This window comes from Leuconostoc falkenbergense (assembly GCF_014634805.1).
GTDB classification, from domain to species: domain Bacteria; phylum Bacillota; class Bacilli; order Lactobacillales; family Lactobacillaceae; genus Leuconostoc; species Leuconostoc falkenbergense.
Window position 1 is genome coordinate 19488 of sequence record NZ_BMBS01000007.1, and the last position, 22645, is coordinate 42132.

General features: G+C 40.2%; 21 protein-coding genes. 15 read left to right on the plus strand and 6 right to left on the minus strand.

Annotated elements, in window-relative coordinates; all coding sequences use genetic code 11:
* Window positions 1–46: 46 nt before the first annotated feature.
* Window positions 47–589 (plus strand): YiiX/YebB-like N1pC/P60 family cysteine hydrolase, encoded by a 543-nt coding sequence (locus IEU71_RS02400; protein ID WP_004910458.1) that lies wholly within the window; start codon window positions 47–49, stop codon window positions 587–589.
* On the opposite strand, the gene nadE is transcribed toward IEU71_RS02400, so the two are convergent.
* Window positions 586–1407, minus strand: a complete 822-nt coding sequence (nadE, locus tag IEU71_RS02405) for an NAD(+) synthase (protein WP_004910456.1) — start codon at window positions 1405–1407, stop codon at window positions 586–588. The two genes, IEU71_RS02400 and nadE, sit on opposite strands and share 4 nt — an antisense overlap.
* Window positions 1404–2846, minus strand: coding sequence for a nicotinate phosphoribosyltransferase (locus IEU71_RS02410; RefSeq protein ID WP_004910454.1), 1443 nt, complete (start codon window positions 2844–2846; stop codon window positions 1404–1406). Before IEU71_RS02410 ends, nadE begins: the two co-directional genes overlap by 4 nt.
* A 62-nt stretch (window positions 2847–2908) precedes the next feature.
* Between IEU71_RS02410 and tsaE the strand changes: the two genes are divergently transcribed.
* From tsaE to IEU71_RS02425, 3 genes are read left to right on the plus strand one after another with little or no spacing between them, the layout of a single operon-like run.
* Window positions 2909–3358 (plus strand): tRNA (adenosine(37)-N6)-threonylcarbamoyltransferase complex ATPase subunit type 1 TsaE, encoded by a 450-nt coding sequence (gene tsaE, locus IEU71_RS02415; protein WP_004910452.1) that lies wholly within the window; start codon window positions 2909–2911, stop codon window positions 3356–3358.
* Window positions 3355–3849, plus strand: coding sequence for a GNAT family N-acetyltransferase (locus IEU71_RS02420; protein WP_004910449.1), 495 nt, complete (start codon window positions 3355–3357; stop codon window positions 3847–3849). Before tsaE ends, IEU71_RS02420 begins: the two co-directional genes overlap by 4 nt.
* Complete coding sequence (locus IEU71_RS02425; RefSeq protein ID WP_004910447.1) at window positions 3846–4379, plus strand: 3'-5' exonuclease; 534 nt, start codon at window positions 3846–3848, stop codon at window positions 4377–4379. The genes IEU71_RS02420 and IEU71_RS02425 overlap by 4 nt, the downstream gene beginning before the upstream one ends.
* Before the next feature lies 1 nt (window position 4380).
* On the opposite strand, the gene IEU71_RS02430 is transcribed toward IEU71_RS02425, so the two are convergent.
* From IEU71_RS02430 to IEU71_RS02440, 3 genes are all read right to left on the minus strand, one after another.
* Window positions 4381–4581, minus strand: a complete 201-nt coding sequence (locus tag IEU71_RS02430; protein WP_036066253.1) for a hypothetical protein — start codon at window positions 4579–4581, stop codon at window positions 4381–4383.
* A gap of 82 nt (window positions 4582–4663) precedes the next feature.
* Window positions 4664–5485 (minus strand): exodeoxyribonuclease III, encoded by an 822-nt coding sequence (locus IEU71_RS02435; RefSeq protein ID WP_004910444.1) that lies wholly within the window; start codon window positions 5483–5485, stop codon window positions 4664–4666.
* Between the two features lie 98 nt (window positions 5486–5583).
* Complete coding sequence (locus IEU71_RS02440) at window positions 5584–6405, minus strand: NAD(P)H-hydrate dehydratase (RefSeq protein WP_004910443.1); 822 nt, start codon at window positions 6403–6405, stop codon at window positions 5584–5586.
* Between the two features lie 138 nt (window positions 6406–6543).
* Between IEU71_RS02440 and IEU71_RS02445 the strand changes: the two genes are divergently transcribed.
* From IEU71_RS02445 to yihA, 6 genes are all read left to right on the plus strand, one after another.
* Window positions 6544–7737: a DUF2075 domain-containing protein gene (locus IEU71_RS02445; RefSeq protein ID WP_004910440.1), complete on the plus strand. Its 1194-nt coding sequence runs from the start codon at window positions 6544–6546 to the stop codon at window positions 7735–7737.
* 76 nt (window positions 7738–7813) lie between these two features.
* Window positions 7814–9229, plus strand: a complete 1416-nt coding sequence (gene pepV, locus IEU71_RS02450) for a dipeptidase PepV (RefSeq protein ID WP_004910438.1) — start codon at window positions 7814–7816, stop codon at window positions 9227–9229.
* A gap of 363 nt (window positions 9230–9592) precedes the next feature.
* The gene (locus tag IEU71_RS02455; protein WP_004910436.1) at window positions 9593–10939 is read left to right on the plus strand and encodes a cytosine permease; all 1347 of its coding nucleotides are present in this window, start codon (window positions 9593–9595) and stop codon (window positions 10937–10939) included.
* A gap of 102 nt (window positions 10940–11041) precedes the next feature.
* The gene (gene tig, locus IEU71_RS02460) at window positions 11042–12337 is read left to right on the plus strand and encodes a trigger factor (RefSeq protein ID WP_004910434.1); all 1296 of its coding nucleotides are present in this window, start codon (window positions 11042–11044) and stop codon (window positions 12335–12337) included.
* 161 nt (window positions 12338–12498) lie between these two features.
* On the plus strand, window positions 12499–13746 hold the full coding sequence (clpX, locus tag IEU71_RS02465; protein ID WP_004910432.1) for an ATP-dependent Clp protease ATP-binding subunit ClpX: 1248 nt from the start codon (window positions 12499–12501) through the stop codon (window positions 13744–13746).
* A 3-nt stretch (window positions 13747–13749) separates the two neighbouring features.
* Entirely contained in the window at window positions 13750–14343 is a 594-nt protein-coding gene (yihA, locus tag IEU71_RS02470) for a ribosome biogenesis GTP-binding protein YihA/YsxC (protein WP_004910429.1), read from the plus strand.
* A 72-nt stretch (window positions 14344–14415) separates the two neighbouring features.
* On the opposite strand, the gene IEU71_RS02475 is transcribed toward yihA, so the two are convergent.
* Window positions 14416–16347, minus strand: coding sequence for a sugar MFS transporter (locus IEU71_RS02475; protein WP_004910427.1), 1932 nt, complete (start codon window positions 16345–16347; stop codon window positions 14416–14418).
* A 185-nt stretch (window positions 16348–16532) separates the two neighbouring features.
* On the opposite strand from IEU71_RS02475, the gene IEU71_RS02480 reads away from it, so the two are divergent.
* The 5 genes from IEU71_RS02480 to IEU71_RS02500 all read left to right on the plus strand — a co-directional run.
* Window positions 16533–17567 carry a LacI family DNA-binding transcriptional regulator gene (locus tag IEU71_RS02480; RefSeq protein WP_004910426.1) on the plus strand — a complete coding sequence of 345 codons (1035 nt, stop codon included), beginning with the start codon at window positions 16533–16535 and terminating at the stop codon, window positions 17565–17567.
* A gap of 49 nt (window positions 17568–17616) precedes the next feature.
* Complete coding sequence (locus IEU71_RS02485; RefSeq protein WP_004910424.1) at window positions 17617–19848, plus strand: alpha-galactosidase; 2232 nt, start codon at window positions 17617–17619, stop codon at window positions 19846–19848.
* Window positions 19849–19863: 15 nt separating this feature from the next.
* Window positions 19864–21054, plus strand: a complete 1191-nt coding sequence (locus tag IEU71_RS02490) for a galactokinase (RefSeq protein WP_004910421.1) — start codon at window positions 19864–19866, stop codon at window positions 21052–21054.
* Window positions 21054–22562, plus strand: a complete 1509-nt coding sequence (gene galT / locus IEU71_RS02495) for a UDP-glucose--hexose-1-phosphate uridylyltransferase (RefSeq protein ID WP_004910420.1) — start codon at window positions 21054–21056, stop codon at window positions 22560–22562. Before IEU71_RS02490 ends, galT begins: the two co-directional genes overlap by 1 nt.
* Window positions 22563–22568: 6 nt before the next feature.
* Window positions 22569–22645, plus strand: a 77-nt coding sequence (locus IEU71_RS02500; RefSeq protein WP_188349627.1) for an NAD-dependent epimerase/dehydratase family protein, incomplete at its 3' end; no start/stop codon positions are given.

Sequence of the window (22645 nt, forward strand, 5' to 3'; positions counted from 1 at the left end):
GCTAAGCTTGGTATTCTTTGTTGGTCGTGCGTGGTAAACTAGCAATATGACATTACAAACAGCTGATTTACTATTCATTCCAAACAATCATGAAGCACTTGATGAGGCAATAGCGACATCAACAGGCAACTATGTTCATGTCGCTATTGTGATTAATACGCACCAAATCATTGATGCCTCCCCAAAACATGGCGTAGCAATTCAACGAATACGTCATTTCTTCGAAGAAGTTAACGTTGCAGATATTTATCGAGCTAGCTTGACGGAAACGCAACAGTCACAAGTGATTTCACAGGCAATGTCCTATCAAAATCGACCCTATAATTTTTCGTTTTATCCTAATGATGATGGCTTATATTGTTCACAATTGGTGCAGTTAGCATTTGCAAATGTGTTGACGATACCGCAACAACCGATGAAATTTGGTGATGATCAACAGCCAATCTCAAATTATTGGCTAAACTATTACCAAAAGTTAGGTGTTGCAGTGCCCCTTAATCAACCTGGCACTAATCCACATGATCTATCAAAAACACCGCAACTCAATTACGTTGGGCAATTGCGTTACGGTGATCTATTAGTGGATTAATAAAACCATGTGTCGTAAATTGTGATTGGCTCATGACGTTTTTGTTGACTCGCCAAGTAAAGTGACTCAATTTGAGTAGCGTCTTTTTCAGAGACGTCTCGACCCTCCAAATAATTATCAATAGCCTGATAGCTGACACCTAATGCAACTTCATCTGGTAATTGTGGTCGGTCATCTTCCAAATCAGCGGTTGGCACTTTATCATAGAGATGCGCTGGTGCGTTGAGGGCTACTAATAATTGGCGACCTTGTCGTTTGTTGAGACGCCAGAGAGGGTTGATATCTGTGCCGCCATCACCATATTTGGTGAAAAAACCTGCAAAGGCTTCAGCGGCGTGATCAGTTCCCACAACAATACCGTTGTGCTCACGAGCAACAGCATACTGTGCAATCATGCGCATTTTTGGCTTAATGGAACCTCGACTCATATCATCAACGGTGAGCCCACCAGCACGTAAAGCGGTAGTCATGGCGTCTGTGGCGGTTTGAATGTCAGTGGTGACAATGACATCAGGTTGGATAAATGTTAGGGCAGCTTGAGCATCATCTTCATCACGTTGCTTGCCATAAGGCTGGCGAATGGCGACAAATTTATAATCATCACCAGTTGTGTCACGCAGTTCTTGCACTGCCATTTGGGCTAATTTACCAGCAAGGGTTGAATCTTGACCACCGCTAATTGCCAATACAAGGCTTGTGTATATTGAATGGGTTAAATATTGTTTCAAAAAATCAACTGATCGACGAATCTCAGCGTCGGCGTCAATCATAGGTTGTACGTGCAATTCGGCAATGATTTTTGCTTGCAAAGGTCTCATTTTGACATCTCCTTAATGTGTTGGCGAGTTTTGTTGATTAAGTCAATTTTGGCGTCATATAAGCTTTGTGACAAATCAACTGGATAAGTTTCAGGATTGAGCACACGCTTATATTCATCCCACAAATTATCCAGCGACTGCTTCGCATAGGTTTTAACGGTCTTAATATCTGGTAAATCATAAATTAATTTGCCGTTAACAAAAATATCATGAAGCATAGGTTCAGCGTTAAAATCATGGACGTCTTTTGAAATAACAGGGTGATTAGGATCAAACATGTGTAAATCCGTTTGCTGACGCGGATCTTCATTTGAGAAAGTGAGATAATCGCCTTCGGATTTACCGTCTTGTCGATCTGTGATACGCCACACTTGTTTTTTGCCAGGGGTCGATACTTTTTCAACATTGTTGGAAATTTTGATCGTATTTTTGCCGTTGAAGCTAACCATTTTATAAACAGCGCCTAAAGCTGGTTGGTCAAAAGCAGTGATGAGTTTGGTGCCGACACCCCAAACATCTATTTTGGCACCTTGCATTTTCAAGTTTAAGATTGTATTTTCGTCCAAGTCATTGGACGCATATATTTTAGCTGATGTGAAACCAGCTTCGTCTAGCATTTTCCGAATGATTTTAGACAAATAAGCCATGTCACCTGAATCAATTCTGACACCTTGAAAATTGATTTGGTCGCCAAATTCTTGTGCTACTTTGATCGCGCTAGGGACACCGGACTTGAGCGTGTCAAAAGTGTCTACTAAGAAAACGACGTCTTTATGAGTTGATGCGTAAGCTTTAAACGCGTCATAATCATTTTGATAGGCTTGCACTAAAGCGTGCGCATGTGTGCCAGAAATTGGAATATTGAATAATTTGCCAGCGCGAACATTAGATGTTGCGTCAAATCCACCAATGTAGGCTGCACGTGTGCCCCACAGCGCAGCATCAATTTCTTGGGCACGTCGTGTGCCAAATTCCAGCAAGGGTTGACCATCAGTGACAGTAGCAATACGAGCGGCTTTGGTGGCAATCAATGTTTGAAAATTGACCACATTGAGCAAAAGCGTCTCTAATAACTGCGCGTCGACAAGTGGCCCTTCAACTTGGAAAAGTGGTTCGTTGTTAAACATCACTTCACCTTCGTAGGCTGAACGCAAAGTTGCTGTGAAATGCCAATTTTGCAGATAATCTAGGAAAGCATCATCATATAAATCTAAGCTACGAAGATAGTTAATGTCACTCTGACTGAAAGTGAGTTGCTTTAGAATAGTCACAATTCGCTCTAAACCGGCAAAAATAACGTAACCATTGTCAAACGGCATTTTTCTAAAGTACGCTTCAAAGACAACAGGTGATTGATCAATACCTTGCTGCCAATAGGTATAAATCATATTAATTTGATAGGCGTCTGTGTGTAATGTTAATGAATCATCTCGATACATGATAGCGGTCCTTTTAGTTGTTAAGTACCATTATACCAATTATCTCGTGCTATAATGAAAGAATGAAAGAATTTCTCACAAACAATTCACAGCAAACACAAGAATTGGCTCAAAAAGTAGCCCAACTGGTACGTCGCGGTATGGTATTAACTTTAAATGGCGACCTTGGTGCTGGCAAAACAACTTTCACACAAGGATTCGCTCGTGCTTTAGGTGTCACTGGTCGTGTTAAGAGTCCGACATTTAATATCATGAATACGTATATGGCCGGTGAAACACCGATTTATCATTTTGATGCCTATACTTTGGAAACAATGGGTGCTGAAAATCAAGGGTTTGAAGATTTTATCGGGACAGACGGTATTACCTTGATTGAATGGCCACAATACATGGTTGATATTTTACCCAACGATCGTATTGATTTTAACTTTCAACGAACCAATGAAGATGATCAACGTCAAATTACCATTCATGGTATTGGGCAACTGGCTAATTTTGAGGACGCATTATGAACTTTGATATGAGTCAACCGATTGCATTTAGTTTGGAAGTGGCAGGGTTAGAAAACGCAGCACAATGGCAGGCACTCATTCAACAATTGATGACTGAAACGGATACGTTTTTGATAGCTAGTATGCGAGATGGCGAAGTAGTGCCGGAGGAAAACGTTGGGCCAGTTATCACTTTGTTACTGATGGCTGAACAAGGGGCGTTACGTTTGCCAGTAGGTATTGGCTCGATTGAAAATGGGGAAGTAGGTATGGCCATTTTATCTCAATTTCAAGGCGCTGGTTTAGGACAATCATTGATGACAGCATTACTGGATTGGGCACAAGCAAATGGGTTACAGCAGGTATGGTTAGATGTGCAAGTAGACAATTTGCCAGCTAGACACATTTACGAGAAGTTTGGTTTTATAATGGTAGGGAAGCAAGTGAATTTGACGTTGCCAAATGGGCGTCAGACGCAGTTGCAAAAAATGGTTTTGGAGTTAGAAATATGAATTTTGTTGCAATGGATTTTGAAACAGCCAATCATGAAAAGCACTCAGCAGTATCGATTGCATTAGCAGTTGTGAGAGATAATCAAATTGTTGACCAATTCTACTCATTAATAAAACCAGAAACGTCATTTAGTCACTATAATACGAAAATTCATGGTATTCACCAAATTGATGTGGCAAAAGCACCACAATTTCCTGATATTTGGCCAACGATTGCACCACTATTTACAGCAGATAAATTAGTGGTTGCGCACAATGCACCGTTTGATAACGGCGTATTGAAGGGAACGTTAGACTATTACGGACTACCGGAACCACATTATATGCTATTGGACACAGTTCAAACGAGCCGCAAGCTATTTCCAAATTTTCAAAATCATAAATTGAATACAGTGGCGGAAAACTTGGGTATTACGCTTGAACATCACCATAACGCCTTAGATGATGCGGTGGCTGCGGCAAATATTTTAATATATGAATCTCAGCAATTTGGTGATTCAGCACTAAAATCATTTGTGAAAAATAAATAAGCTATCCCAGATTGGATAGCTTAGAAAAAAATTGTGATGAGTGTATGACACCCGATTGCCAACGATAATCCCAGAATAACAGCGAGACTAAATCTAGAAACTGAAGCGGCTCTGCTGTTTTTTTTGTGACGACGGCATCGTAAGTATAGTAAGCATGAATGTAGATATCGTCAACACGACTCACGTTTGGTCTCTTATCCATATTAACACCTCCACCAATAACTTAATTATATGTTAATAATGTGGCGATATTGGCACTAAATCATGAAGAAACCATGTTGTTTTTAAAGTAAATCAATTTCCAATTGAATTGGTGCGTGATCTTGTCTTTTACCAGTGTCTAGTACAGTTGACTGGGTGACTTTATCAGCAATTCTGTTGCTGACGAGATAATAATCAATGCGCCAACCCGAGTTGTTAATTTTGCTGGTCTTGCTAATTTGTGCCCACCAAGTGTAGATACTTGGGACATTTGGGTTGAGCGCTCTCAGCGTATCTGTGAAACCGGCACCCAATAATGCAGTAAACTTTTCCCGTTCCTGATCGGTAAATCCGGCTGAATGGCGATTAGTTTTAGGATTTTTCAGGTCAATTTCTTCATGGGCAACGTTCATGTCACCACTGAAAATCACTGGCTTCTTTTGGTCTAATGAACTGATATAGTGTCGGTATTGATCATCCCATAAACCACGATCATCTAAGCGCGCTAGTTCGCTGCCGGAATTAGGGGTATAAACAGTTGAAACATAAAAATTGGCGAATTCGAGTGTGATCACACGCCCCTCCATATCCATGTCGCCGGGCGCATCTATTTTTGGAAAATCAACTGATAGAGGTTCTTGACGGGACAATACCATGGTACCGGAATAGCCTGAACGTGCTAAACTCGGGTTGACAAAAACGTGATAGTCGGGGAATAGTTCAGCAATGGCATTAGCCTGCTTTTTGGTTAACCCGGTCGCTTTTAATTTGGTTTCTTGAATAGCAAACACATCAGGTGTGGCTTCAGCAATATTATTAAGAACTGACCAAGTCATTTCACCACGCGCACTTTTATGTTCAACAGCGGCGTTAATTGAGTCAATGTTCCATGAAATTAGTTTCAAAATGAATTCCTCCAAAAATCGTTAATTTCATTCTAACATATTCAATCATTTTTCTTGAAAGCGTCTGTGGAATTAACCGTTATTTTTGGGTTCTAAAATTATTTGGCATAACGCGACATAAATTCTGGTAATGCTGCGCTGATTTTAGTTGGTAGTGTGACATATTGATTTTTTGATAGTTCATCAGCAATGGCGGAATGGGCATAAACCGCTGCCATGATTGCCTCTGGAAAGCACAACATGAATTGCGCAGTAAAGCCAGCTATCATACCAGCCAGCGTGTCACCCATACCACCGGTAGCTTGATAAGGACCACCATTTGGTATTTCGAAAACTTGGTTAAGCGTATAAATTTGGGTATGGTGTTGTTTCAAAACAAGGATTGGCTGAACATTCATACGTTGCTGTGCTAACATATTGAAAGCCTCAAATGCCTGTTCATTGATTGTGACACCGCTTAATCGTTGCCATTCCATTTGATGTGGTGTAATAATAAGCTGCGATTGTGGCCAAGAAAGTTTATTTTCCGCAACTAAAGTTAATGCTGAACCATCCACAATCAAAATTTGGCGTGCCATGATGGCGTCAAAAGTGGCTTCAACGATATCAAGACGATTTCCCAGTCCAGAACCAATTAACACGACATCAGCATGTTGAATATCATCAGTTAAATCGTCATTAAAATCAATCACCATTGCTTCGGGTAAATGAGCGTGCAATGCAGTGAAGTTACTGGGATCTGTTGCAACAGAAACTAAGCCGGCCCCAGAATTGACAGCCGCTAGTGCATTCATGATAACAGCACCACCAAATTGCTGCGTACCACCAATAATTAAAACGCGACCATAAGTGCCTTTATGAGATTGTTCAGGTCTTTTTTTGATAACTTGGTAAAGGATATCTTCTGTCAGCTTTTTCATGTTTACTTCCTCACACTTATTCTAACTGATAAGGACAAATATTGCACGCCAAATCCTTGTGTTATCAGCGTTTATGACGGTGCATTTATATTATGTCATTTATATTTTTTCTGTTTTGAGGACGCATGATGTTACAATATGGCTATGATTAAAAATAGTTTCGTATTGGCTGACGGTGAACAATTTTCAGATGAACAAAATGATGTGATTCACCAAGCAGTAGCGTTCGCCAATCACAATTTAACCCAGTCGCAAACACGTGCTTTTGTGATAGAAGGTGGCGCTGGTGCTGGTAAGAGCGTTGTGCTATTTGAAATTTTCAAACAACTACAAGCCACGAAGCCACAATGGTGTAATTTTTTACTTGTTAATCACGCTGAGATGTGGAAAAGTTACCGTGAATTAGCCAGTTATCAGCCTGACCTCAAAAAGAATCAATTTCTTAAACCAACGACATTCATTAATCAAATGACTCGTCACAATCAAACAGCTGATGTTGTTTTAATTGATGAAGCCCATCTTTTACTAACAGCACCAGACCGGTACAATAAATTTCAGCAAGAAAATCAACTGGTTGAGATACTGAAACATGCGCGTGTGGTTATTCTAGTCTTTGATGCTCATCAGGTTTTGAAGTTAAAAAGTATGTGGCATCGCGAGCAGTTGCAGACTATTCTAGCACCGTTTAAACCTGAGGCAGTTCAATTAAGCGAGCAATATCGAATGGTTGATCAAAGCCAGTCAGTCGTTGAGTGGATTGATCAGCTAACCCAGCACAAAAAAATAATTGATGTGGCAACATCTCTATCATTTGATTTGCGCATTTATAATGATGCTAACCAGTTATATGCGGCGATTTGTCAAGAAAATCAGCGTGTCGGCATGTCGAGAATCTTGGCAACTACCGATTATCCCTACACGGTTAATCGTGGCAAATGGTATGTTACGTTGGACGATTTCAAATTACCCTGGGATCAGCTTGATACAGGTGCCACACCTTGGGCATTACGCCCTGAAACGATTAATGAAGTGGGGTCTGTTTATACGATTCAGGGCTTTGACTTGAATTATGCAGGCGTGATTATTGGGCCTGGTATTCGTTATGATAATCAAAAAGATCAGTTAATCATCGATCCAAGTCATTATGAAGATAAGGCAGCATTTAGAAGCGTTGGTGGCAAAAATTTGTCATTAGAGGATAAGCAATCAATCATGCTTAATGCTTTGAACATCCTACTAAAAAGGGGACGTCATGGTTTATTTATCGCAGTGGCTGATCCAGTTTTGCGTCAAAAATTGTTAGCTAGTGTACCAAAGCAATCACGATATTGAGCAAGATAAGTCATTAGGAAAAAAATCATCAAAAGCGTATAATCAAAGTATTAGATACAAGAAAGGTTAAAAAAACATGACAATTGATTGGAAACAAGAAACAGAAACGCGTAAAGAGGCGTTTATTGAGGATTTGAAGTCAATGCTAGCAGTTGAATCTGTACGTGATGACTCAAAAGCCACAGCAGATGCACCACTTGGTCCTGGGCCCAAAGATGCATTAGTTAAAGTACTGTCGATTGCAGAACGAGATGGTTTTACCACTAAAAACCTTGATAACTTGGCTGGTTATATTGAAATTGGTCCAAAGGATGCTGAGGAATATGTTGCTATCTTGGCCCACGTTGATGTCATGCCAGCAGGCGAAGGTTGGGAAACAGCACCATTTGAACCTGTTGTGACTGAAGATAAAATCATTGCCCGCGGGGCGTCAGATGATAAGGGACCGGGGATGGCTGCTTATTACGCTTTCAAAATTTTGTCTGATTTGAAAGTACCTTTGAAGCGTCGTGTACGATTGATTTTTGGTACCGATGAAGAAAACGACTGGACAGGCATGACACGTTATTTTGAAGTGGAACCTGAACCAGCATTTGGCTTCTCACCTGATGCTGAATATCCAATTATCAATGGTGAAAAGGGTAATGTCCAAATTTTGATTGACGGTGAAGCTACTAACAGTGGTTCTGCTAAGTTGGTATCGTTTGAATCTGGATTACGGACTAATATGGTGCCTGGAATTGCTCGTGCTACTGTGCAGTCAGCACAAGCAGAAAAAATTGTCACTGAATTCCAAGAATATTTGGTGGATAATCCACAGATTTCTGGTTCAACAGAAACAGATGGTGAAGTTGTCAACTTTGTTTTGAATGGTAAACAGGTTCACGGCGCAATGCCTGAAACTGGTGAGAACGCTGGTACGTACCTAGCTAACTTCTTGCAAGACTTTGATTTCGGTGGTACTGCTAAGTCATTCTTGACTTATCTTGGCACACCAGCACATGATGATACTATTGGTAAAAAGTTTGGTGTTAACTACACAGATCAAGTCATGGGACCTTTGTCAATGAACGTTGGTATTCAAAAGTTTGTTGACGGCGGCAAAGCCTTTATTAACTTCAACTTCCGTTATCCAAAAGGCATTACACCGGAAGAAATTGAAGCTGGTTTGGCCTCACAATTGAATGGTTGGGATGTCAAGCCAACCATTGGCGGACACGCGCAAGTGCCACATTACGTTGCACCAAGCGATCCTATTGTGGAAACATTGTTGCGTGTTTATCACGAACAAACTGGTTTGCCAGCACATGATCAAGTCATTGGTGGTGGTACTTATGGTCGTTTGATGAAGCGTGGTGTTGCCTTTGGGGCATTATTCCCAGATTCACCAGACACTATGCACCAAGTTAATGAATTTGCTTTGTTAGATGACTTGTATCGCTCAATCTCAATCTATGCACAAGCAATCGCTGAAATTACTAATTTGGATTAAATGTTGGTTTAATCTTTGGTCTGTATGATAGCAATAATCAAACAAATCAAAGGAGAAACATTATGGCATTAGTAATTGTAGCTGGTATTGTAATTATTGGATTCTCGTTCACTAAGGTGTTGCGTGTGACGCAACCGGTGAAAGTTAGAAATAAAAAATAGCGCTAACTGATTCTGAATTTTTAAATCACTAGAAATCTCAAAAACATATTAAACAATATGTTTTTGAGGTTTTTTGTTAACGCAATAATTGAATGGATTATGTTGCAAATATTAGACTAAAATACCCGAACGAACGTTTGCCTTGGCGGGCGTTTTTTGTTATGATAATTCTAATTGTATTATCATTAAAACGGAGGCAAATATGGAGAGTCAGGGGATAAAAGTCGATAATGACCGGCATATCGCGCAGATGGGTTTCTGGGATCAATTGGCAACATGGATTGGTGCGAATGCAAACAATGGTACTTGGTATATTGGCGGTGTTATTGCGGCGCTTGGTTTGAGTGGTGCTTTGGGTGTCATTTTAATTAGTGGGCCACTCGCTTATGTATTTTTGGCATTAGTTGGTTATATGGGCTACAAGGTGCGCGCCTCAACAATGAACTTGATGCGACCAGCATTTGGAGTTCGCGGTTCAATCGGACCATCGTTGATTAACGTGGTGCAATTTATGGGCTGGGCTGCGGTTAATACCTATATTGCAGCAATATCTGTTAGTTACTTATTGGCTGATATTTTTGGTTCGACCAATTTTAAGCCCGGTGGTATCAAAGGTATGGTCGTTGGTGTTGCGATTATGGGAATTTTACATTTGATTTCAATTTCTCTCGGTCAAAAATCCATTCGATTAATTGAACGAATTGGTATCATTTTGGTGATTGCCTTGGTCATTTGGGAGACTATCGTGGTCTTGCGAGAAGTATCATTACAACAAATTTTAGCTTGGCATGCACCAACTGCAGCACATCTATCATTTGGAACTGCTATTGACGTTTTTGCGGCTTTTAATTTGGCATGGGTGACGGCGGCAGCGGACTTTACGCGTTTTTCAAAAAATAAATCATCTGCAACCAAGGCGCCATTTATTGGTGCAACGCTTGGTCTGTATTGGTTTGCCATTGTTGGCTCATTAACTACGATTGCCGCTGCTGTCAGTACAAATGCGTTTAATCCAGATAGTTCTGATCCCTCAACTGTTGCGTCAAAGTTGGGACTGGGTGTCTTAGCATTGATTGTGATTATGCTGACGTCAACCACAGCAAATGCGGTTAATTTAATGGCAGCGGGGTCAGCGTTCAATAATATTTTGCCAAAAATTAAGCTGACACCATCGCTCTGGATTGTTACCATCATTGCCACGTTGATGAGCTTTATTCCATTTATTTTTGGTGGGTTTATCAACACGTTTATTTGGTTTTTAGATATGGTGGGGATGATTTTAGGACCTGAAATTGCTATTCTACTGGTTGATTTTTTCTGTGTCCGTAGTAAAAATTATGACACCCATCAATTTAGCAAAATAGATGGGAAATACTGGTATCAAGCTGGTTTCAATGTTCGGGCCTACATCACTTGGGTGATTAGTATTGCCGTGTATTTTGGTTTGCAACAAGTAACACTGGTCACAGACACAGTTGGTTCAACTTGGCTAACCATGCTATTTGCAGCTGGATTGTATGCTGTATTATCGTTAAAAAAAGCAATGTAACCTTAAATGGTAAAATTTAGATGCTTATTCACGACAAAATAGTTGTGATATTCGTAAATTTAGTCTAAAATTAGATAGTATTGAAAACTCGGAGGAAATAACATGTCTAAGTGGACACCAGCCGCGGATGAAAAAAACCAAGGCACATTAGAATTTGAAATCTCACGCGCAACAGTTGAAGAAGGTTTGGATAAAGCTTTCCAACGTAATAAAAATCAGGTTTCAATCCCTGGATTCCGTAAAGGAAAAGTGACAAAGCAACTCTTTTTCCAAAAGTTTGGTGAAGAAGCTTTGTATCAAGAAGCAATGGATATTGTTTTGCCAGCCGCTTATGAAGCAGCTGTTGACGAAGCTGGTGTGACACCAGTTGGTCGTCCAAATATCGAACCAGTCTCAATGAACAAGGGTGAAGCTTGGACTTTGAAAGCTGAAATTACAACTGCACCTGAAGTGAAGTTGGGTGACTATTTGAACCTTGAAGTTGCTGCTCAAGATGAAGAAGTGACTGACGCTGACGTTGATGCCGAAATCAAGCGTTTGCAAGAAGGACAAGCAGAACTTGTTTTGCAAGAAGAATCAGTTAAGGCAGAAAACGGCGATACTGTTGTTATTGACTTTGATGGTTCTGTTGATGGCGAACATTTTGATGGCGGTCAAGCCAACGACTTTTCATTGGCATTGGGCTCAGGTCAATTCATTCCTGGCTTTGAAGAACAATTGGTAGGTCACACAGCAGGTGAAGATGTGAACGTTAATGTTACGTTCCCTGAAGACTATCAAGCTGCTGATTTGGCTGGCAAGGAAGCCTTGTTTGAAGTTAAGATTCATGAATTGAAGCGCAAGGAATTGCCTGAATTGGACGACGAATTTGCCAAGGATGTCGATGAAGAAGTTGAAACATTGGCAGAATTGAAAGAAAAGACTGCTAAGAAGTTAGCTGAAACTAAAGCTGAAAGTGCTAAAGAAGCATTTGAAGACGCAGTCATCACTAAGGCAGTTGACAATGCTTCAATCGACGGTGACAAGATTCCAGATGCTATGATTGATGAAGATGTTCATCGTCAAATCGATCAATATTTGGGACAATTGCAACAACAAGGCATTTCTCGTGAAATGTTCTTCCAAATTTCAGGTCAAACTGAAGATGATTTGCACAAGCAATTCGAAGACGGCGCAGCAACTCGCGTTAAGACTAGCCTTGTACTTGAAGCAATTGTTAAAGCAGAAGGTATTGAACCATCAGAAGAACAAGTTACTGAAGAAATCAACAACTTGGCTTCACAATACAACATGGACGCTGCACAAGTACGTGCAACTTTGTCAGATTCATTGTTGAAGCATGACATTGCGATGCGTGAAGTCATTAAGAAAGTGACTGACTCTGCTAAAGCAGTATAAATGAGTTTGATTTTAAGAGCACTTCAGGTTGAGGTGCTTTTTTATTTTAGTAGAATTAAAGTTAGTATGGTTTGTAAGAAGACTATAAAATAGTATAATAGTATCATACTGTTTAACTAAAATATTATTGATATTAAAAGATCAATCAAAAAGGGAAAATAATGGCGAATACACCAAATTTTGAAGAAGAAGTACATTGCAGTTTTTGTGGTAAATCTGCCAGTGAAGTTAAAAATATTGTTGCGGGACCAAATGGTGTCTATATTTGTAACGAATGTGTCGCTTTGGCGCAAAACATTATTCAAGAAGAATTAACCACCTCGCAAGCGGCCCAAGTCTTATCATTGCCAACACCACATGAAATCGTGGCTGAGCTAAACGATTATGTCATCGGTCAAGAAGACGCTAAGAAGACGTTGGCTGTCGCCGTTTATAATCATTACAAGCGTATCAATGAAAATGTTGCACCAACCACGGACGTTGAATTACAAAAATCAAACATTGCCTTAATCGGACCAACTGGTTCAGGAAAAACATATTTGGCGCAGAGTTTGGCGCGTATTTTGAATGTGCCATTTGCCATTGCTGATGCCACCACTTTAACTGAGGCAGGGTATGTTGGTGAAGACGTTGAAAACATTATTTTGAAGTTGTTGCAAGCAGCTGATTTCAATGTCGAGGCAGCCGAACACGGCATCATTTACGTCGATGAAATTGACAAAATTGCCAAGAAATCTGAGAATGTTTCAATCACGCGTGACGTTTCTGGTGAAGGTGTCCAACAAGCGTTGCTTAAAATGCTAGAAGGAACCATTGCCAGCGTGCCACCCCAAGGTGGTCGTAAGCATCCGCAACAAGAGTTAATTCAGGTTGACACGACCAACATTTTGTTTATCGTTGGTGGTGCTTTCGCAGGTATCGACACGATTATCAAGGAACGTTTGGGTGAACGAGTCATCGGCTTCGGTTCAGACGCTAATGAAAACGCAGTTGCCCTCAATGACGAAAATATTCTTCGCCATGTGCAACCAGAGGATATGACCAAGTTTGGCTTAATTCCAGAATTTATTGGTCGTTTGCCAATTGTGACCGTGTTAGATGAATTAAAAGTGGCTGACTTGGCACGCATTTTGACAGAACCTAAAAACGCGCTCATTAAGCAATACACAACACTTTTGGGCTTAGATGATGTTGAACTTGAGTTCCAACCAGATGCATTAGAAGCAATGGCCAAACTAGCCATCAAACGCCATACTGGCGCGCGTGGCCTACGCTCAATCATTGAAAACGTCATGAAGGATGTCATGTATGATATCCCAAGTCGTGATGATGTGGCGAAAGTCATTATCACCGAAGCAAGTGTTGAAAAAGGTGAGCAACCAGAGCTACAACTTAAAAGGGAGGCTTAACTGATGGACGTGCATAATGTTGAAATGGTGATGAGCGCCGTCTCAGCCACCCAATATCCAACTGATGGTAAACCTGAAATTGCCCTTGTTGGTCGCTCAAATGTCGGTAAATCGTCATTGACCAACACATTGATTAACCGCAAAAACTTTGCCAGAACATCATCACAACCGGGGAAGACGCAAACGTTGAACTTCTATAATGTGGAAGACCAATTATATTTCGTTGACGTGCCTGGTTATGGTTACGCGAAAGTATCAAAGAAGCAACGCGAAGCGTTCGGTCACATGATTGAAGAGTACATCACATCACGCAAGCAATTACGCGGTGTAATCAGCTTAGTTGACGCCCGCCATGATCCTAGTGATGATGACATATCTATGTACGAATGGTTGCATTATTACAATATTCCAATCTTGGTTGTTGCGACCAAATCAGACAAAATATCACGCAGTCGTTTTAATAAATATGAATCAAATATCAAGCGCACACTTGGTTTTGACGAAGAAGACAGTGATTTTCAATTTTTCTCATCGGAAACGAAATATGGTAAAGATGAAGTGTGGCAATGGATTGAGTCACATCTCAATCAAATATAATTTTAAAGATGCAAAAGGCCTAAAGTATATGACTTTAGGCCTTTTGTTACGTATTATAATATGATCGGTATTTTAGCCATTATTTTCAAGCGTCAAAATGACATCGTCTTTATCGACTAAGCTTCCGAGTGGTTTCTTTAATGTCAATGTGTCATCGGCACTAGAATTAGTGATGGTAACAATAACTGTATCATCATATCCAGCATCTTTAATAGCTTTATCCCAGAACTCAATGAGTAAATCACCACGCTTGACGTGTTGACCACGTTCAAAGTAAGTCACGAAGCCAGTACCTTGCATAGCTACCGTCCCAATACCAATGTGGATTAATGTTACGACACCAGTATCAGAGACAAGTCCAACAGCGTGTCGAGTAGAAAAGGCAATTCTAACGGTACCATCAAATGGTGCGTATACGCGACCATCAGAAGGCTTAATAGCAAATCCTTGACCAAGCGCGCCATTGGCAAATATAGGATCATTTACTGATGCTAAATCAACAAGCTCACCGGCGATTGGTGCGTTGTAGTCATGCGCACCAGCTTCAATTTTTGTTGATGTCGTGACAGGGTTTTCAGAATCATCAGCTAATTGCTTACCCCAAGTGCGTTCCAATTGATCAACAATTTCAGCGTGCTTCTTTTCTGTTAATGTGACCTTGAGATAGAATACATACGTACCAATTAAAATAATAACAATTGGCAAACCAAACATAATGAGTTTAAAAGTAACTTGACCTGAAGCGCTAACAGAAGCAGCAGTGGCACCAGTTGTCATACCAGCAGCAACAGCTGTTAAGCCTACGACACCGTTTGAAATGGCACCAGCTAGCTTGTCTAGCAATGGTCGAACTGACAATGTTAGTGATTCATCACGGTGGCCTAACTTAAGCTGACCATATTCAACAGAATCGGAAATGGTCATCAAGACAACCAAGAAGACTAGGGGCTGTGGAATAGCGAACAGTACAGCAGCGATTAAGACCATTGGCAATGATTGACCAGCAAATACAAACAAAACCAAGGCGATGATCATTGTCAAAATGCACCAGAAGAAGAGATTACGACGGTTAAGCTTATCAGCTAACTTTGGGAATAGTGAGACAGACAGCAAGCCAGTTACAATATTGAGACTAGCAAAAATTGAGAAAGCAGATGAATTACCCAAAATAAAAGTAAAGTAATACAGTTCCAGCGAGTTGACGAGTGTAACCCCAGTTGTGTAGAGCCCATAAGAGAGGGCAATCCACATCAATTGATCGTTATGAGTTAAAATGTGAATAACTTTTTTGAAAGTGGTTTTTTCTTTATTTTTACGAAGATCTGAATCGACTTTTTTGGTACCGATACCAACAGCTACGGCACTTAACCAAGCGATAGTTGCAACAATCACAGCAAACCAGAACCAGCCACGAGTATCACCCGTGCCACCATTTGAATTCAAAGAAAAGAAAAGAACAAGTGGCATGACGACTACACCAACTAAATTACCACCGATAGTTGACCCGATTCGAGCAAATGTGGCTGTTTTTTCATGTTCACGAGAATCAAATGTTAACGCAGGAATCATTGACCAAAATCCAATATCTTTGAATGAATAGAAAATATCCATAATGATGTATATAAAACCAAAGATGATTAAGTAAAGCAGTGGATTTGATTTGTTCAAACCGCCCATATTCGTGAACAAAATAATTAAGGCAATAGAACCGACAGTACCGCCAACAACCACCCAAGGCTTGAATTTACCCCAACGAGTGCTTGTATTATCAATTGCGTTACCAATAAATGGATCAATTGCCAATTCAACGAAACGCAATAGGAAGATAATCAACGTGATGTAACTAATCATTTTGTCATTCTGTGCAGCGTTACCACTATTAAACAAGTGTGTTGTCACAAACATAATGAAATAAGTTGACAATGTAGCGAAAAACATATCGTTACCGAATGCACCAAACGCATAGGAAACGCGAGAGGTCATCGATTGCTTGTTAGACTTCATAATTGTATTCTCCTTTTCGATATCAGCTAACACAGTTAATAGTAAGCGCTTTCAAAAGAAAAAGAAATACTTTTTACTAAATATTTAGTAAAAAGTATTTTATCGCAATTTGTTGTAAAATAATAAAAGAACCTTTACTGTGATAAAGACTGATATCACAACATTGACGAGTTGAGGAAGAATATATGGTTACAATAAAAGACATCGCGGCAGCAACAGATGTTTCGGCAAGTACGGTATCACGTGTCTTAAATCAAGATATGACGTTATCTGTATCAGACGAAACACGACGCAAGGTTATTGATACAGCACAGCGTCTTAATTATGTTAAGAAACCGAAAAAAGAAGTGACTGCTCAAACACTTCATATTGCAGTTTTGACGGTCTTTTCTGAAACACGCGAAGCAAATGATTCCTATTGGCGCCAAATTTATTTGAGTATTGTCCAAGGTGCTCATGAGCGTGGTATTGTGGTTGATGAAGTTATCCGTATCAATCAAGGATTGAAATTGGCTGAATTCGCCCATTACGATGCCATTATTGTACTTGGGGATATGACCCCCAGCGCAGTGAATCAACTAAAACAAATCAATAGCAGTATCGTTTTAGTTGATGCAAAAGACCACTACAATGATATTGATGCGGTTAATCCTGAATTGCGGTTAATGACAGTTAGAATTTTGAACGAGTTATATGAAGCGGGTCGACAAAAAATTGGCTTCATCGGTGGCATCAATGATTTGACAGCTCTTGACGGTACTACAACAACTAATCTGGAAGACGTACGTAGTGAGATATATGAGGAATGGTCCAAGAATCATGGTATTACCCCTCATTTTCATACTGGAACATGGCATGCAGAAACTGGCAGCTTGGGTGCAACAAAATTATTGGAAGAGGAGCCTCAATTGGATGCTTTGTTGGTGGCGTCAGATCCAATTGCATTAGGCGCTATTAATGCATTGAAGCTACAAGGCATTGAGCCCGGGAAAGACATTGATGTGGTGAGCTTTGATAATTTGGAGTTAGCTTCATATCTGGTGCCAGCGCTGACTACGGTTGAATTACATCCCAGCGCAATCGGCAAAACTGCTATAAGTCAAGCCTGTGAACTGGCTAGAGGAGAGAGAACTTGGCCAATTTGGGCAACAATTCCCAGTCAACTACATTATCGAGAAACGTTCAAAAAAATAAGTAACCGTTTACATTTTAGTAAATAGGTGGTAAACTATGTTTGTAATTTAGTAAATATTTTCTTGGAGGAAGCAAATGTCTAATGCAAACATTTTTTTTGATGAACAACAACAAGTTTTTCATCTATCAAATCAGCAGGTGTCTTACTTGATTCAAATCGAAGATGGTGGGGTATTGAGCCACTTGTACTTTGGCAAAAAGGTATCAGGCTATCATGGTTCTCGTCTTTATCAACGATTAGATCGCGGTTTTTCACCTAACTTAGCTGGAGAACCTCATCAACCAGACCGTCGTTTTTCAAAAGATACGTTGTTACAAGAGTATAGTGGTTATGATACAGGCGATTTTAGACAAGCTGCTATCAAATTACGGGGCGTAGATGGTGCCGAAGCTACTGATTTTCGCTTTAAATCGTACGCAATTGAAAAAGGTAAAACAAATTTAAGCGATTTACCACATGCTTACGTATTATCTGATGACGAGGCGCAAACTTTAGCAATTGTGTTGGAAGATGTTACTTTAAATGTCGAACTTACTTTATACTACACAATTTATGCGGACAGGCCAGTTGTAACACGCTGGAGCAACCTCAAAAACTTATCTAGCGAAAATGTGAAAATTGAAAAAATCGCGTCGCTCCAATTGGATTTACCTGCCAATGATTTGGAAGTTATCTCTTTGCCGGGTGCTCATGTTCGTGAGCGAAGCATTGAAAGGCAAGCATTGCGTCAAGGGTTAACGACGTTTGCAAGTCATCGTGGTACCAGTTCACACCACATGAACCCATTTATTGCTTTGGTTGCACCGACCACGACAGAAAATCAAGGCGAGGCGATCGGCATTCAGTTAGTTTACTCTGGCAATCATCAATTTACCGTAGAAAAAGATTATGTTGATCAGTTGCGCATTTTAGCTGGTATTAATGAAGAAGGCTTTTCTTGGGAACTCACACCAGAAGATAGTTTTCAAACACCAGAGACGCTGATGGTGTACTCGGATGAGGGCCTTAATGGTATGTCACAAGCTTATCATCACCTTTTGCGGGAACGTGTGGCTCGCGGACAATACCAGTACGCACAACGTCCCATTGTTATCAACAACTGGGAAGCAACTTATTTTGATTTCAATGCCGAAAAAATTGAAGAAATTTTAGATGAGGCTGCGCCACTAGGTGTTGAAATGTTTGTCTTAGATGACGGTTGGTTTGGTCATCGTGATGACGATGATAGTTCACTAGGTGATTGGTTTGAGTACACAGCCAAATTAAAAGATGGTGGTGGATTAAATGGTTTGTCACAAAAAGTGCATGACAAAGGAATGAAGTTCGGACTGTGGTTTGAACCAGAAATGATTTCTAAAAATTCTGACCTGTATCGCGCCCATCCAGAATACGTACTACATATTCCAGAGCGTGTCATGACACCCAGTCGAGATCAATATGTACTGGATTTTTCAAGACCAGAAGTCGTGGACAATATTTTTGATCAAATGGTGGCTATTTTGGACAATGTGCCAATTGATTACATTAAATGGGATATGAATCGTCATCTGACGGAAGTTTATTCGACTGCTTTGCCAGCTGATCGTCAAGGTGAAGTAGCACATCGCTATATGTTAGGTGTATATGATTTGGCTAATCGTTTGACCAGCCGATATCCTCAAATTTTGTTTGAAGGTTGCTCAGGTGGTGGCGGTCGTTTTGATGCCGGTATGCTGTATTATTTCCCACAGTCATGGACATCTGATAATACAGACCCTATTGAGCGTTTGAAAATTCAATATGGTACAACATTGAGTTATCCAGTTTCAAGCATGACCGCTCACGTTTCGGCATCTCCTAATCATCAAACTGGTCGCAAGACGAGTTTGAAAGTGCGTGGCGATGTTGCGACTGCGGGTGTGTTCGGATATGAATTAAACTTAGCTAAGTTAGCTAATGAAGAAAAAAGTGAGATTAAAGATCAAATTTCATTTTATAAGCAACAACGGCAGTTGATTCAATATGGTGATTTTTATCGCATTAAAAGTCCGTTTGAGGGCAACGAAACTGCTTGGGAATTTGTGAATGAAGATAAAACAGAGGCGCTTTTGTTTAATTATCGTGTGTTATCAACGGCGCAACCAGCGTTTAACATTACAAATTTGAGCCACTTGCTGCCCGAGGCGCTCTATGTTGATCAAACCACACAAGAAAGTTTTTCTGGGGATGAGTTGATGTCAATTGGTTTATATAATGCGCCGATTGAGCAAGCAGATTTTACCTCATCAGTTAGATATTTTAAAGTCCAAGAAAACGAATTAAAGTAAGAAAGGTAGATTGAAATGTCTGATACTTACACAAAATTAACGCAGGTTTTTGAAAGTCAATTTCACCATTTGCCAAGTGATAAATTTTTTTCACCGGGTCGCATCAATTTAATCGGTGAACATACTGATTACAATGGCGGTCATGTCTTTCCAGCATCAATTACGCTAGGAACTTATGGCGTAGCGGCATTGCGATCAGATCGTGATGTCAAAATTTATTCAACTAATTTTCCAGAACAAGGTGTGATCACCTTTGATATTGATAATGAAGACAAATTACCTCACGCATCTTGGGGTAACTTTGTTAAAGGTGTATTACAGGCTCTTAGAGGGTATGGTAATCAGTTTGAAAATGGTTTTGAACTAGTCATCGAAGGTAATATTCCAAATGGTTCAGGTTTGTCATCGTCATCATCATTGGAATTATTGATTGGCGTTGTCGCTCAAAAATTGTACCAACTTAAGATTCCAAGGTTGCAATTGGTTGCCAGTGGTCAACGAGCAGAAAACGACTTTGTTGGCGTTAACACAGGCATTATGGATCAGTTTGCAATTGGTTTTGGTGAAAAGGATCGGGCAATTTACCTTGACACTAATACGATGATTTATGAGATGGTGCCTATTCATTTGGGTGATTATGTAGTTGTCATCATGAATACGAATAAACGTCGTGAATTAGCGGACTCAAAGTACAACGAGCGTGTTCGTGAAACACAAGAAGCTGTATATCAATTGCAAAAATATGTACCGATTCAATATTTAGGTGAACTCGATAGTGATACATTTGATAAATATGCTGATAATTTATCCTCCGAAACCTTGCGTAAGCGTGCACGGCATGCAGTTTATGAAAATGAACGCACCAAGGTGGCTGTAAAGGCACTAAAAAATGATGATCTTAAGGAATTTGGTGAATTGATGAATGCTTCGCACCAATCGTTAAAAGATGACTATGAAGTTACTGGTATCGAACTAGATACTTTGGCCGAAACAGCGCAACAGGTTGATGGTGTACTTGGCGCGCGCATGACTGGAGCAGGTTTTGGTGGCTGTGCGATTGCATTAGTTCATCGCGATGCTGTTGCGCAGCTGGAAGAAACAGTGGGACGCCAATATGAATTAGTTGTTGGCTATGCACCATCATTTTATGTCGCTAATATTGGCAATGGGGCACACTGGGTAGGTGAAGTAGCGGGAGAAGCATAATGGCGGAAATTGATTTATTCACAGCATTCGCAAAAAAAATCATTGCAGAATCTGATTATACAACTGATGACGAAATTTATTTGGTCAATCAAATTATGGGATTAGTTGGTGAAACAAATCATAATACGGCGCCTCGCTTGGTAGATGATGACAGTGTAACGACCCTAGCGTTACTAGATCAGCTGACAGCTGTTGCCGAAAAAAATGGGACATTAGCGTTGCGTCAAATGAACACTGATATACTAGGTGCGCAACTCATGAACTTTATCGTACCAAGGCCATCACAGGTTCGCAAAATGTTTTGGGAGCACTATCAGCAATCTCCGCGACAAGCAACTGATTATTTCTTTGATTTATCCCAACGCAGTAATTACATTAAAACACGTGAAATCAGTCAAAATATTTCTTATCCGGTAGACACACAATATGGTACACTGCAAATTACCATTAACTTATCCAAGCCAGAAAAGGATCCTAAAGCGATTGCGGCTGCTTTGAAAAATAAAAACCAACAACAATCACAATATCCCGTATCACAATTGGCAAAAGAAAATGAAGGATATTGGGGACGTCTTGATTATGCAGCGCGCACCAATCATCGGGTTATTCCGATAACATTGGGACACGAAAAATGGTATTTTCAGTATTCGCCTTATGCTTATTTCAATGAACATGCTATTGTGCTCTCTGAACATCTTCGCCCGATGCATGTTGATCGCGAAAATTTATCACGATTATTAGAGTTTGTGTCTAAATTTCCAGATTATTTCATTGGATCGAATGCGGATTTACCAATTGTCGGTGGCTCAATTTTATCACATGACCATTTTCAAGCTGGTCGTTATGAACTACCAATGGCAAAAGCAGTTATGAAAGAAAAAATTACTATTGCAGGTTGTGATTTACATGAAGCGGGTATTTTAAATTGGCCAATGACAACCATACGCTTAATCGACGATGATCGTGAAAAGTTACTAAATGCCGCTGATAAAATTATGATGGCTTGGCAAAATTATGATGATGCCCCTCTTTCAATTCGTGCGTATGGTGATGATGGTGAACGGCACCACACGGTAACGCCAATTGTTAGATTTCGAAGTGGCCACTATGAAGTGGATCTTGTATTACGTGATAATAACACATCTGACACTTTTCCAGACGGTATTTTTCATCCACATCCAGACGTCCAACATATTAAAAAAGAAAATATTGGTTTGATTGAGGTGATGGGGTTAGCGATTTTACCGCCACGTTTGAAAGCAGAATTAGCTGAAGTTACGCAATATTTATTAGGCAATGATAATAACATTGCAGAGAAACATCAAGCATGGGCAGATACTTTGAAGCAATCTGAAGTGATTAACGCGAATAATGTGACCCATATCGTGCAACAAAGTGTGGGACAGATTTTCAGTCGGGTACTTGAGGATGCAGGCGTCTTCAAAAATGATCAATCTGGGCAAGATGGTCTGGAAAAGTTTATTAAGCAAATCGAAGTAGGGGAATAAATCAAAATGGCAGTATTAGTACTTGGTGGTGCAGGATATATTGGCTCACACATGGTGAAACGTTTGGTTGAAGCCGGACGCGA

Coding starts and splice junctions, on each gene's coding strand:
- IEU71_RS02400 (WP_004910458.1), top strand. CDS start 47: ATGACATTACAAACAGCTGATTTACTATTCATTCCAAACAATCATGAA.
- nadE (WP_004910456.1), bottom strand. CDS start 1,407: ATGAGACCTTTGCAAGCAAAAATCATTGCCGAATTGCACGTACAACCT.
- IEU71_RS02410 (WP_004910454.1), bottom strand. CDS start 2,846: ATGTATCGAGATGATTCATTAACATTACACACAGACGCCTATCAAATT.
- tsaE (WP_004910452.1), top strand. CDS start 2,909: ATGAAAGAATTTCTCACAAACAATTCACAGCAAACACAAGAATTGGCT.
- IEU71_RS02420 (WP_004910449.1), top strand. CDS start 3,355: ATGAACTTTGATATGAGTCAACCGATTGCATTTAGTTTGGAAGTGGCA.
- IEU71_RS02425 (WP_004910447.1), top strand. CDS start 3,846: ATGAATTTTGTTGCAATGGATTTTGAAACAGCCAATCATGAAAAGCAC.
- IEU71_RS02430 (WP_036066253.1), bottom strand. CDS start 4,581: ATGGATAAGAGACCAAACGTGAGTCGTGTTGACGATATCTACATTCAT.
- IEU71_RS02440 (WP_004910443.1), bottom strand. CDS start 6,405: ATGAAAAAGCTGACAGAAGATATCCTTTACCAAGTTATCAAAAAAAGA.
- IEU71_RS02445 (WP_004910440.1), top strand. CDS start 6,544: ATGGCTATGATTAAAAATAGTTTCGTATTGGCTGACGGTGAACAATTT.
- pepV (WP_004910438.1), top strand. CDS start 7,814: ATGACAATTGATTGGAAACAAGAAACAGAAACGCGTAAAGAGGCGTTT.
- IEU71_RS02455 (WP_004910436.1), top strand. CDS start 9,593: ATGGAGAGTCAGGGGATAAAAGTCGATAATGACCGGCATATCGCGCAG.
- tig (WP_004910434.1), top strand. CDS start 11,042: ATGTCTAAGTGGACACCAGCCGCGGATGAAAAAAACCAAGGCACATTA.
- clpX (WP_004910432.1), top strand. CDS start 12,499: ATGGCGAATACACCAAATTTTGAAGAAGAAGTACATTGCAGTTTTTGT.
- yihA (WP_004910429.1), top strand. CDS start 13,750: ATGGACGTGCATAATGTTGAAATGGTGATGAGCGCCGTCTCAGCCACC.
- IEU71_RS02475 (WP_004910427.1), bottom strand. CDS start 16,347: ATGAAGTCTAACAAGCAATCGATGACCTCTCGCGTTTCCTATGCGTTT.
- IEU71_RS02480 (WP_004910426.1), top strand. CDS start 16,533: ATGGTTACAATAAAAGACATCGCGGCAGCAACAGATGTTTCGGCAAGT.
- IEU71_RS02485 (WP_004910424.1), top strand. CDS start 17,617: ATGTCTAATGCAAACATTTTTTTTGATGAACAACAACAAGTTTTTCAT.
- IEU71_RS02490 (WP_004910421.1), top strand. CDS start 19,864: ATGTCTGATACTTACACAAAATTAACGCAGGTTTTTGAAAGTCAATTT.
- galT (WP_004910420.1), top strand. CDS start 21,054: ATGGCGGAAATTGATTTATTCACAGCATTCGCAAAAAAAATCATTGCA.